Annotated in this window: 2 protein-coding genes; one reads left to right on the forward strand and one right to left on the reverse strand. The window is 52.5% G+C overall.

Annotated elements, in window-relative coordinates:
- Nucleotides 1-5: 5 nt before the first annotated feature.
- Nucleotides 6-12932, forward strand: coding sequence for an SDR family NAD(P)-dependent oxidoreductase (locus FGI41_RS00335; RefSeq protein ID WP_139487920.1), 12927 nt, complete (start codon nt 6-8; stop codon nt 12930-12932).
- 228 nt (nt 12933-13160) lie between these two features.
- Here FGI41_RS00335 and FGI41_RS00340 read toward each other — a convergent pair whose 3' ends face one another.
- Nucleotides 13161-14390 (reverse strand): cytochrome P450, encoded by a 1230-nt coding sequence (locus tag FGI41_RS00340; RefSeq protein ID WP_139487921.1) that lies wholly within the window; start codon nt 14388-14390, stop codon nt 13161-13163.
- Nucleotides 14391-14423 lie beyond the last annotated feature (33 nt).

The raw sequence follows: 14423 nt of genomic DNA on the forward strand, positions 1-14423 counted from the left end.
GAGCGATGAGTGATGAACTATTGTTTTTATACGATGGAATAAAAGAAGGAAAGATCAGTAACCAAGATGCCGCGAAGCAATTAAAAACCCTCCTGTCCAGCACGAACAGCAACGGCCTGTCCACGAACCAACAGACGAACCAATCAGCGGTCGCCCTGTCACCAGAATGGCTCCACGAGATGACAACGGAGTACCTGATCAAGTCTCTCGCGTCCATCAGCCAATTGCCTGAGGAACTGATCGATCCTGAAGATCATCTGGAAAACTACGGAATTGACTCTGTGATGGTCATGCAGCTGACCGAAGAGATGGAAAAAGTCTTTGGAACTCTGTCCAAAACCTTGTTTTTTGAATACCAGAATCTCGGAGAGCTTGCCAGCTATTTCGTAGAATCGCATCGGAACGAGCTGATCCAATTATTTGGAGTAAATGAGGGGATGGAAGCCCCGGTTGAGCAGATCGCGGCAACCGAAGCTGAAGCTAAGAGGGAAGAGGCATCAGGCTCGTACATAAGCGCAACAGCTACGACCAACCAGCCAGCAGAGACGTACATAAGCGCAACGGCTACGACCAACCAGCAATCAGAGACGTACATAAGCGCAACAGCTGCGATCGACCAGCCAGCGGAGCCGTACATAAGCACAACAGCTACAACCGACCAGCCAGCAGAGCAGTCCAGCAACACAACCGTTGCATCCGACCTCCCTACCGACACAACTACTACCACCACGGGCACCACAGATATCGCCATCATCGGCCTCTCTGGACGCTACCCAGGTGCCGCGAATATCCACGAATTCTGGAAAAACCTGCGCGACGGCAAAGACAGCATCACCGAAATCCCGAAAGACCGTTGGGATCACAGCCTCTACTTCGCCGAAGAGAAGGACACACTGGGGAAAACCTACAGTAAGTGGGGCGGCTTTTTGGATGGCGTCGACCAATTCGATCCGCTGTTCTTCAACATCTCTCCACGGGAAGCAGAAATCATGGACCCGCAGGAGCGCCTCTTTTTAGAATGCGTCTATGAAACTCTGGAGGATGCTGGCTATACCCGTGACGCACTGGGTCAGTACCGCGGACGTGGGATGGAAGGCAATGTAGGCGTCTATGTAGGCGCGATGTACGAGGATTATCAGCTGTACGGCGCGCAGGCCCAAAGCGCGGGCAACCCGATCGCGGTCAGCGGCACGATATCATCGATTGCCAACCGTGTCTCGTATTTCTGCAATTTTCATGGACCCAGCATTGCCATGGATACCATGTGCTCGTCATCATTGACCGCACTGCACTTAGCCTGCCAAAGCATCCAAAAAGGCGAGTGCGAGCTTGCCATCGCAGGGGGAGTCAATGTCTCCATACATCCGAACAAATACCTGTTGCTTGCACAGGGCAAGTTCATGTCTACCAAGGGGCGTTGTGAAAGCTTCGGGGATGGCGGCGACGGCTATGTGCCGGGCGAGGGAGTGGGGGCAGTCCTACTGAAGCCACTGGAAAAAGCCATCGCGGACGGGGATCATATCTACGGAATCATCAAAAGTACGGCGATCAATCACGGTGGAAAAACCAATGGATACAGCGTGCCAAATCCGAATGCACAAGCCAGCGTCATCAAGCAGGCTTTGACGGAAGCAGGAGTTCATCCGCGCACGATTACATATCTTGAAGCGCATGGCACCGGTACCGCTCTGGGCGACCCGATTGAGATCACAGGCTTGACCAAGACGATCCGAGAATTCACAGATGACAGTCAATACTGTGCGATCGGCTCATCCAAAACCAACATCGGTCATCTGGAGAGTGCGGCGGGAATCGCTGGCTTGACCAAAATTCTTTTGCAGCTCAAGCATCAGCAGCTCGTACCGTCCCTGCATTCCCAAACGCTGAATTCGCACATTGATTTTGGCCAGACGCCTTTTGTCGTCCAACAGGAACTGGCAGAATGGCCTCGAACCGTGCTTGAGATCAATGGAAAAATGGTGGAACAGCCACGACGTGCAGGTCTCTCATCCTTTGGGGCGGGCGGCTCCAACGCACACGTGATCATCGAGGAATATATTCCGAACCATACGGAAAAAGCAGCTGTTCCGATTACGCCTAACCTTCCGGCAATCATCGTTCTGTCGGCCAAGAGTGCCGAGCGGCTCAAAGAGCGCGTCCAGCGTTTCGCAGCGGCGATCGATGAGCAATCCTTTTCTAATGAAGATTTGGCTGATATCGCCTATACGCTCCAAGTGGGACGCGAAGCGATGGAAGAGCGCTTGGCACTGATGGTCAGCACCATTGAAGAGTTGAAAGTCAAGCTGAACCAATTTTTGGCAGGGGAAGAGACAATTGCAGACCTCTACCACGGACAATTCCGACCAACAAAAGATAACCTGGCAGCGTTAAAGCAATTCAAAGAGACACGCCTCACCAGTGACGGCCATCTTCACGGCGACGGTGATCTCAGCACACTGCACGACCTGTGCCATCACTGGGTAAAGGGTCTTGCATTTGACTGGAACACGCTCTATGGCGAGACTACGCCACGCCGGATCAGCCTGCCCACCTACCCATTTGCCAAGAACCGCTACTGGATTCCTGTGATTGAACAGGCACACAACCACACGGCAGCCGCACAAAAGCCAGCCGTCATCCACCCGTTGCTGCACCAGAACACCTCGGATTTCTCGGAGCAACGCTTTAGCTCCACGTTTAGCGGGGACGAATTTTTCCTCAACGACCACAGGGTAAAAGGCCAGAAGGTACTCCCTGGAGTCGCTTATCTGGAGATGGCCCGCGCAGCCGTGGCTCAGTCGACCAGACAAGGCGAGACAGGTATCCGGCTGAAAAATGTGGTGTGGCTCAGTCCAATCAGCGCAGGGGAAGCCCCTATTGATGTACATATCGGATTATTTCCCGAGGAGAACGGCGAGATTTCATATGAAGTTTACAGAGAACAGGACGGGAAGAGCGAAGAAGCAGTCGTCCACAGCCAAGGCAGTGCGCTTTTGATTCCGGCAGCGGACGATTCCCGACTGAACCTCTCTGCCTTGCAACAGGAATGCAAGAAGCAAGCTCTGACACCATCCCAATGCTACGAGGCATTTACTGCGATGGGATTAGAGTACGGCCCAGCGCATCAGGGGATCGAGCAGGTCTATGTCGGACAAGATCACGTATTGGCAAAACTCTCATTGCCTGCCACGCTGTCTGCTGATGCCGATGCCTATGTCCTGCATCCAAGCCTGATGGACTCGGCACTCCAAGCTGCGATTGGATTGGCGTTGGGCGCTGATGCGGTTACATCCGACAGTGCGGGTTCTGCCAAACCGGCGTTGCCTTTTGCCCTGCAGGAGCTTGATATCTTGCGTCCGTGCACGTCTGAGATGTGGGCATCGATTCGCTACAGCGCAGGCCATACCGCACAGGACAAGGTGATGAAGCTCGATATTGATCTGTGTGATGAACAGGGAGCTGTCTGTGTCAAGCTGAGAGGATTTATGTCTCGCATTTTCGACGGGGAGGCAGATTCTACTGGATTGGGAACGTTGATCCTCAAGCCCGAGTGGACAGAACAGCTTACCCACAGCGAAGCCACCGCGCACACGTATGCCAAGCATCTCGTTCTGCTTTGCGAGCCTGAGGTGCATGTCTATGAAGCAGTCACACGAGAGCTTCACACAGCCTCCTGCATCCGCCTCCAATCCGAGTCAGGCAGCATCGACGAGCGGTTCCGTACCTATGCCGCCCAAGCTTTTGCAGCCATCCAAACGATCATGCAAGAGAAGCCGGGAGGCAATGTACTCATCCAGATCGTACTGCCACACCACGGAGAGCAGAAGCTTTTTGCCGGACTGAAGGGTCTGTTAAAAACCGCGCAGCTTGAGTATCCAAAGCTGGTCGGACAAGTAATCGAAGTAGAGCAGGGAACAGATGCAACCACCCTGGCACAAAGGCTCATGCCAAACAGCCAATGCCCGCAAGATACACACATCCGCTATCTGGTAGGTAGACGCTTCGTGTTTGGCTGGAGTGAACTCCAAGGCATCCAGCAAGAGAACACCCTCCCATGGAAAGACCGCGGCATCTACCTCATCACAGGCGGCGCTGGGGGATTAGGACTTGTTTTTGCCAGAGAAATCGCGGAAAAAGTGGCGTATCCAACCCTGATCCTCACGGGGAGATCATCCCTCGCACCAGACAAGCAAGCCAAGCTGACCGAGTTGGAAGCCTTGGGAGCCGACATCGTGTACCGGACAGCCGATGTGACCCAGCAACAAGATGTCGAAAGCCTGATCCAGAGCATCACCCAAGAATATGGGACCCTCAATGGGATTATCCATGCAGCAGGTGTCACCCAAGACAACCTGATTCATAAAAAAACGGCCGAAGAACTCCAAAACGTCCTCGCGCCAAAGGTATCCGGTGTTGTCTATTTAGATGAAGCAACGAAGCATATCGCCCTTGACCTTTTTGTACTCTTCTCATCTGTAGCGGGAGCATGGGGCAACCCAGGCCAGGCTGATTATTCCACCGCGAATGCGTTTATGGACGCCTATGCCAGCTATCGCAACGAGCTCGTCTCCTCCCACCAGCGCCACGGGAAGTCCCTGTCAATCAACTGGCCGCTGTGGAAAGAAGGCGGGATGCATGTCGGGGCCGAAACCGAGAAGATGATGAAGCAGAGCATGGGCATGATTCCGATGAATACGGCGAGTGGGATTCACGCCTTTTATCAGGGGACATCGTCGTGTCAACCACAGATCATGGCGATCGAGGGGCAGCTCACACGCTTGAGACAGACCTTGCTTTCTCCTAAGCAAGCGAAGCAAGCAAACCAAGCCACCCCTGACAAACCCATGACCGATGACAAAGCAACCACCACTGCCACAGGGACGAATACCAGCGCTGTGCTGGAAAAAGTGCAAAACATCCTCGTGCAGAAAGTCTCCAAGCTGCTCAAGGTCAAAATGGAGGATATCGATGTGGACGTGGAGCTGAACGAATATGGCTTCGATTCCGTCACATTGACCGAACTCGCCACCCAGCTGAATCAGCAGTACAAGCTGGAATTGACACCTGCCGTCTTTTTTGAGCATTCCACACTTCACAGCTTTGCGGAGTTTTTGGCAAGCGAGTACCAAGGGTCATTCGGTGTGCCATCATCTGCTGTGTCATCCACGACTGCGATACCAAGCCCGAACCAGACCCCGGCACCCGTTGTGGAGGAACAGACGGTCGAAAGCAATAACGTCACAAGCAAAAGACGTCGCCAGCGTTTTGCCACCAACTCCACTACCACAACCGCGCAGACGGCGAATAATCCGTCCGCAACAGCAGGCGGACCCGCAGACGAAGCCATCGCGATCATCGGGATGAGCGGCAAATTCCCGATGGCCGACAACCTGGACGAGTTCTGGAACAATCTCGTCGAAGGCAAGGATTGCATCACCGAAATCCCGCGCGACCGCTGGGACTGGCGCGAGTACCATGGTGACCCAGTCAAAGAAGCCAACAAAACCAATATCAAATGGGGCGGCTTCATCGACGGCGTAGGTGACTTCGACCCGGCATTCTTCGGGATTTCCCCGAGAGAAGCAGAGCTGATGGACCCGCAGCAGCGTCTTTTGATGACCTATGTCTGGAAAACGATTGAGGATGCTGGATATTCGGCCCAAAGTCTGTCAGGAAGCAAGATGGGGATTTTCGTCGGTACTTCGAACAGCGGCTACAGCGGACTGATTGCCAGAGCGAACATCAACATCGAAGCGTATTCCTCGACGGGGATGGTTCCATCAGTTGGACCGAACCGCATGAGCTATTTCCTGAATATCCATGGGCCGAGTGAACCTGTCGAGACAGCTTGCTCCAGCTCGCTGATCGCCATCCACCGTGCCGTCCTCGCGATGAAAAACGGGGATTGTGACACAGCCATCGTCGGCGGGGTCAATACGATCATTACGCCAGAAGGACATATCAGCTTTAACAAAGCAGGCATGCTCTGCGAGGATGGACGATGCAAAACCTTCTCCGACCAAGCCAATGGCTACGTACGCGGCGAGGGTGTCGGCATGATTTTCCTGAAAAAAGTAAAGGATGCCGAGCAAGCGGGAGACCATATCTATGCCGTCATCCGTACCACCAATGAAAACCACGGTGGACGAGCGACCTCGCTGACCGCACCCAACCCGAAAGCACAGGCCGAACTGTTGAAGACCGCCTATCTCAAGGGCAACATCGATCCATCCACCATCACCTATATGGAGGCACACGGCACCGGCACTCGACTGGGTGACCCGATTGAGATCAACGGGTTAAAGGCTGCTTTCACCGAGCTAAACCGAAGCAAGGAAGGAAACGAGGTCAGCCGTGCCTATTGTGGATTAGGTTCGGTCAAAACCAATATCGGGCACCTCGAACTGGCCGCAGGGATTGCCGGCGTGTTGAAGGTTCTTCTGCAACTCAAGCATAAGACACTGGTGCAGACCCTCCACTGCGACACGATCAACCCGTATATTCAGCTTGAAGACAGCCCATTCTATATCGTCCACGAGAACCGAGAGTGGAACGCCTTGCAGGATCAAGCAGGCAACGAGCTTCCACGCCGTGCAGGGGTAAGCTCCTTTGGTTTTGGTGGAGCGAATGCCCATGTGGTGATCGAGGAGTATATTCCGACACAGCCTGATACCGCTGCTGTTGCGATTACTCCGCAGAACCCTGCGATCATTCTTTTGTCCGCCAAAAATGAAGACCGTCTCAAGGAGCAGGCTGCTCAACTGCTTACCGCCATTCGCCAACAATCGTTCACCGACGCCGATCTGGCCGATATCAGCTACACGCTTCAGGTAGGCCGTGATGCCATGGACACTCGTCTGGGGCTGATTATCTGCTCGATTCAGGAGCTGCAGGAAAAATTGCAGAGCTTCCTCGATGGAGAAGATGGCATCGAGTCGCTCTATCTGGGACAGGTCAGACGCAACCGCGACACCTTAGCGATTTTTGCCGCTGACGAAGAATTGCAGGAAGCCCTCGAAAAATGGATGCAGCGCAAAAAATACACCAAGCTCGTCGACATGTGGGTAAAGGGACTGCCAATCGATTGGAGCAAGCTGTACGGTACAGCCAAACCGCGCCGGATCAGCCTGCCGACGTACCCATTTGCCAAAGAGCGCTATTGGATTCCAGCAGGTGGGGCAAAGGCCAAACCATCAGACCGTATGACAGCAATTACAGTCGCACAGACAGCCGCCACGATCCATACGGTGAACGAGGACGAGGCTCCATCAACTGTCACATCCCAATCGGCTGCAACTCGTACGTTGGAAGAAGCTTACGAAATCCTGACTTTTGAGGAAATCTGGCAAGAGCAGGAACTGGAACTAGGACTGGAACAATCGGTACCAGCTCCGTCGCGCACCGACTATAAAACCGTCGTCTGCTTCCTCTCCAATCCAGTCAACCAGCTTACCCTCGTGGAGAAGCTGCGTCAGATGAATCAGGATCAGGACACCAAGGTGATCTTCATTTCACAAGGTACGGCAACCTATCAAGAATTGGACAATCATTACAGCATTCTTTCAGACGATCGTGATGCGTACCGCGAAACCTTCCAACGCATTCAAAACGATCACGGCAAAGTGGACGCCGTGCTTTATCTGTGGGGCTTGGAAGAGCAAGCTTGCGTTCAGGACGTCACTAGCATCGTCTACATCCTGCAAGCTATCGCAGCCGAACCGCTCAAACCAGCCCGAGTGCTGTTAGCGGGCCAGTACACCAATGATCTGGAGCGCTGCTGCCTGGACTCTTGGATTGGCTTCGAGCTATCGCTGGGACTCATGATGCCACAGACCAAAGTTAATGTGATCATACAAGAAGCAACAGAGTTGAACCCGCTTGCGATCATGGACAGCTGGACACCGATTCTTTGGCAGGAACTCCAATCGGCAAGTTCCCAGAGCGTCCTGTATCAACACGGAAAACGTCACGTCAGCCTGATTCAGCCAACGCCTGTAATGTCTGAGACATCAAACACATCAGACACACGTACACTGCGACCTGGCGGGACGTACCTCATCACAGGCGGCTTGGGAGGACTGGGACTCGTATTCGCCAGACATTTTGCCACCCAGCACCCAGTTCATCTCGTATTAGTTGGCCGCTCTGCGCTGGATGATACCAAGCAAGGTCAAATCGATGAACTCAAAGCCCTCGGCAGTCAGGTTCTTTACATCCAAGCCGACATCTGCGACCGTGCCGCCTTGAAGGAAGGCATCCTGCTGGCAAAAGCCCGCTTTGGCAATATTCACGGTGTCATCCATGCTGCTGGGATTGAAAGCAGCCAAATCTTGCCGGAAAAAGAGATTCACGACTTCCACAAGGTGCTGAACCCGAAAATCAAAGGAACCATCGTCTTACACGAAGTGCTGGATGAAGTACTTAGCAAGACCCAGCAGGCAGAGCCACTTGACTTCACCTGCTATTTCTCCTCATCCTCTGCGATCTTAGGGGATTTTGGCTCTTGCGACTATGCCATCGCCAACCGCTTCCAGCTGGCATATGCCCGCTACCATGCTCATCAGCACTCAGCCAAGACCTTTGTGATCAACTGGCCGCTCTGGAAGGAAGGCGGCATGGGCACGCATGATGAGGTCACTACCAGCATGTATCTCAAATCCAGCGGACAACGTTTCTTGGAAAAAGAAGAAGGGGTTGCGCTGTTCGACCAGATGTTATCCCAATCCCGTACACAGCAGCTTGTCGTGACTGGACAGCCTACACGGGTGTACCGATTCTTGGGTCTCGCCCAAGAGGAGACTTCCAATGGTGCGTCAACATCAGTCACTCCTGAGGCAAGTACAACGTATGTGATTTCAGCAACACCTGTATCTGCAGTGAATTCAGCTGCCAGCATCGTGCGTCATACATCGAACGCACTCGCAAGACAGGCTGTCACAGACGGATTCGATATCGAAAAAGCGGTCTTAGAGGATCTCCAAGAGCTGGTCAGCCAAATCCTCAAAATCCCACGGAATCAACTGGATGCGGAAGAAAATTTGGCTGAATTCGGCTTTGACTCCATCAGTCTCGCTGAGTTAGCGACCGTGTTAACCAATCATTATCAGATCGAGATGACCCCAGCCACGCTGTTTGGTCATTCCACCTTGGAAAAGCTGACGCGCTACTACGTCAAGGAGCACCAAGAAGCGATCCGGGCATTTTACATCAAAGATATGGAGGCAACTGTAGTCCCACAAGAAACGCTGGTGACACCAGAGTTGTCCCAACCATATCAGCCGGAACAACCACACCAATCAGCAACGCAACACACAACAGCATCTGCCGTGGCGATCCAACCACAATCTCCGGCAGAAACCACACCAGCCTCCATCCCGGTATCGTTGTCAGAACCAATCGCGATTATCGGCATGAGCGGACGTTTTCCGAACGCCAACACGGTAGAAGAGTTCTGGGACAACATCAAGAACGGCAAAAACGCCATCACCGAAGTCCCACCAAACCGCTGGAGCGGGGGAACTCAGACTGACTCTCTGGAATCAGGCGAGGCGCAGTCCCGATATGGCGGATTTATCCCAGAGATAGACAAATTTGACCCACTCTTTTTCCAGATCTCACCTAAAGAAGCGGCGGCGATGGACCCAAGACAGCGTCTCTTCTTAGAGGAAGCATGGCATGCCTTAGAGGATGCAGGCTACATGGGGGATCAGATCAGAGGGAAGTCATGCGGGGTCTATGTCGGGGTAGAAGAAGGCGAATATGGCTATCTGGCAGGCGAGCAAGGCGGAATCAACAGCAACCAAAACGCTACGCTGGCTGCACGAATCGCCTACGCATTAGACCTGAGAGGCCCGAATTTTGCCCTGACAGCCGCTTGCTCATCTGGTCTGGTCGCGATTCATCAAGCATGTCAAGCTCTGCGTCAAGGCGAGTGTGAGATGGCCTTAGCCGGCGGTGTCAACCTGATGGTGTCACCTATGCTGCATGTCGGCATGGGCAGTGTCGGAATGCTCTCACCTGATGGGACGTGCTCTGTTTTTGATCAGCAGGCCAATGGGCTGGTTCCGGGCGAAGCCGTAGCGGTTGTCCTGCTCAAGCCACTCTCCAAGGCAATTGCGGATCAAGACCACATCTACGGTTGCATCAAGGCAAGTGGAATCAACTACAGCGGCAAAACCAACGGCATGACCGCCCCGAATCCAGTGGCCCAAGCAGAGCTGATGGAGCAGGTCTATGACCGTTATCAGATCAATCCGGCTGATATCCAGTATGTGATGGCCCACAGCGTAGGCTCACAGCTGGGCGACCCGATTGAGGTTCAGGCTCTGACAAGCGCATTCAAAAGCTATACGGATGAAAAGCAATATTGTGCGATCGGCTCGGTAAAGCCATTGATCGGCCATACCTTTGCCGCCTCCGGTGTCGTCAGCCTGATCAGCATGCTGATGGCCATGAGAGATCAGACGATTTTGGCTCTGCACAACTACGAATCGCCGAATGCGTATATCCATTTCCCGAACAGTCCATTTATCATCCCGACTGAAAATACGGCATGGACCACCAGGCCTAATCAACCGCGTCTGGGCGCAATCAGCACCACGGGGATCAGCGGAACCAACGCTCATGCGGTGATTGAGGAATATATCCCGGCAAAAGCAGGAGGTGTACAATCCCGCCCAGCGGCTGCCCCACAGATTGTCGTCATGTCCGCTAAGAACCCAGACCGCTTACAGGCACTCGCCCAATCCATGCTGGCCTATGCCGAACGCACACAGGAATTGTCCTTGGCAGACCTGGCCTATACACTCCAAGCAGGACGCGAAGCGATGGAAGCCCGATTGGCGATGGTAGTCACGACTCAGGAAGAGTTGATTCATGGTCTGAGGGCGTACCTGACCTCCATCAGCCAAAACCAAGCCATCCAAGCCTCGATCCCGATCTTTACAGGCAACCTCAAAGAGGAGAGTTCTGACATCAAAACCCTGCTCGCCGGGAAAGCGGGAGAGATCGTCCTGCAAAGCCTGCTCGCTCAAAATTGCCTCGATCAGATCGCGTTCTACTGGGCTAAAGGTGGAAAAATCCCATGGAATGTGATCCGTCAGGGAGAACAGGCGAGAAGAATTCCATTGCCGACCTACCCATTTGAAAAACGGCGTTGCTGGATCGAAACGGCGAAGACAGTGAATACAGTGAACACGCCGAACTCAAAGCCTCCCCAGCAAGAAATGGTGAAACCAGCAGAAAAAAGAACTCCCGTATCTACGTCAGAGCTGGATGACCTCGTCCCAAGCCTAGACGACCTGATTCCCAACATCGACGATATTGCCGTCAGTCTGGATGACCTCGTCCCAAGCCTAGACGATCTGATTCCCAACGTCGACGACATCGCCGCCAGTCTGGATGACCTCGTCCCAAGCCTAGACGATCTGATTCCCAACGTCGACGATATTGCCGCCAGTCTGGATGACCTCGTCCCAAGCCTAGACGACCTGATTCCAAGCGTCGACGATATCGCCGCCAGTCTGGATGACCTCGTCCCAAGCCTAGACGACCTGATTCCCAACGTCGACGACATCGCCGCCAGTCTGGATGACCTCGTCCCAAGCCTAGACGACCTGATCCCAAGCGTCGACGACATCATCCCACCATCCAACCCGATGACCTCCACGCCATCCCACGATCCTTCATTAGAACCACAGCTGACCGAGATCGTCGCCGACACACTGGGCATGGAGCCAGAGGAAATCCAAGTGAACACCTCATTGGATGAGTATGGATTCGATTCCATCCTGCTGATGCAATTCATCCAAAAATTGCACAATCAGATCGACCCATCGCTAGACGTAACCCTCCTGCGCGAGTGCCGGACGATCCGCGACATTGTCAACGTCCTGCAGTCTCAAAAGAGAGCCAGCACAGTCGAATCCAAGCCACAGGAGCAAGCGCCAATTCCGGTCAGCTATCCACAGTTCCCAGAGCTGATCCGCCTCAATCAAGGGACACATGGACGACCTGTTTTTTGGGTGCATTCCGTATTCGGTGGGGTAGAGGGATATCATCTGATTGCACAGAAGAGCAAGCGGCCGTTCTATGGGATTCAGGCACGGGGCTGGATGACCGACCGCGCCGCTGTATACGGAATCGAGGGGATGGCCATGTATTACGTGCACATCATCCAAACCGTACAGCCAAAAGGCCCATACGATCTTGGCGGATACTCGCTGGGTGGCATCCTTGCCTACGAGATTGCCCGTCAGCTGCAAAAGAAGGGGGAAGTTGTCAATTCCATCGTCATGCTCGACGCCATGCATCTGACCGGCCAGGACGAGATCAAAACCTCCAAAAAAGGTCTGATCCTCCAAGCCGTCAACATGGGACTGCTGTCAGCCATTCTGCAGCAGCCGGAAAAAATCAGCCGAACCCTGATACACCGTGACGAGCTTGATTTCACCCTGGAGGATAAAGACTTCTTGGAAGATCTGATGGAACGGGCCAAAGCAAGAGGCTTGAACAAAACCGACAAACAGATCCAAAACCTGATCCTGCATACGGTCAAAATCCAACAAGCATATGGATTACACCTGTACCAAACACCACCGCTTCCCGATCCACAGGCTGTTACCTGCTACTTCTTCCGTAACAGGGATGGATTGTTCTTCGGAGAACTGGAACCGTATTTTGTCACAGCAGACGATGAAGTCAAAATGAATGATGACCGTTACTGGGAAGAGTGGCAACGACTCATTCCCGCAACACACATGTTCGACTTGGATACGTCCAACCATATGATGTTCCTCACAGAGCGAAAAGCCTATGAAACCGTCTCCGCCTTCTGTGAGGCACTCTACTCGGAAAAAGGGGTATCCAACAGCTTCCTTCACTCCTTTAAAAGAAAGACCAAAAAGCTGCATAACAAAGTACGTACACGCTAAAAGAAGTCAGTAACACCCAATAAGTTGGCCGCTTTCGGTACTGCTAAGACCGAAAGCGGCTTTTTTTATAAGAGATTGATTGATCAAAGAAACCTCCGTTCAGAATCCTTGGTTCAAAAAAAAAAAATCGCCCTTCACCCAACCCGATAAAAGGCTGGATGAAGAGCGATTTTTTAATAGATGCGACACGGCGCGCAAAACCATACCTGCGCCATAATCATTTTGAACCTACCAAGTCACCTGCAGCTCGGTCTGTCCACGGAAACCTGCATTGCCTTGCCATACCGCCTTGTCTTTAACAGGCTTCACGTTCGGGAATCTCGCAATCAGGGTGCTGATTGCAACTTCCGCTTCCATAAATGCAAGCTGAGCACCAATACAAGAGTGAACACCGATACCGAATGCCATATTACGCGCTTCATTTCGTTCGATTTGGAATTCATCCGGATTGGTGAATTTACGTGGGTCACGGTTAGCTGAACCGAAACAGAACATGATCAGTTCACCTTTTTTGATCTGCTGTCCGAACATTTCCAAATCATCGAGAGCAGCACGCACGGTGATTTGAGCCGGGCTTTCAAAACGAAGCATTTCTTGGATCGCGCTTCTCATCAGCGTAGGCTGATTGCGCAGCTTGTCGAATTCCTGCGGATGAGAGAAGAGGGACCACAACCCGTTCCCGATCAGGTTGCGGGTAGTTTCATGACCACCGAACAGGAGGTTGGTACATTGGGCATAAATCTCATCAACCGTCAGCTTCGTTCCGTTTTCATCCTCGACGTTGAGCAGCTTGGTAATAAAATCATCCTGCGGCTGTTGTTTGCGTTGCTCGATGATCTCGCTCAGATAAGTGGTCAGCATAATCAGACGGTTCTGTGCCTCAGTGACCTGCTCATAGGTGACATCCATGGAACCGAACACTTTTACGAGACTGTCAGCACAGAGAGCGATCTCCGGATATTTTTCTTCTGGGATCCCCAGCATTTTCATGATGACTCTGGTAGGAAGCGGGTATGCATAGTCATTGATGATATCCATATGACCTTGTTTTTCTACTTTATCGAGCAGCTCATTGGCTACTTGTTTTATGTATGGAGCAATTCCTTTTAAGGATTGCTGGAAAGCTTGGGTCAAAATACTGCGGTATTTCAGATGGGCTGGTCCATCCTGCAAGGCCATCCACATAGAGAAGACACGGATAAATTCGGAAATTCCGAATAATTGCTGCTCAGAGAATTGGATCGCCCAGTAGGCTTGTGCCGTATTGTGTGAGATGCGGGGATCTGAGATATATTTTGCGCATCCCTCGTACCCGCCAATGAACCAAATACCGCCAAAAATATTTAAGCGGTGAATCTCCCCCTGATTGAGAAACTCGCGATACACAGGATACGGATTCGTATTAAAAGCTTCATTACTAAGAATCATTGGATCACTAATATCAATCTGTTTCTGCATTTGTACATCTCCTCTGTAAATATTTTGCAAAGT

Source organism: Brevibacillus dissolubilis (genome assembly GCF_006170445.1).
Classification (GTDB): domain Bacteria; phylum Bacillota; class Bacilli; order Brevibacillales; family Brevibacillaceae; genus Brevibacillus_B; species Brevibacillus_B dissolubilis.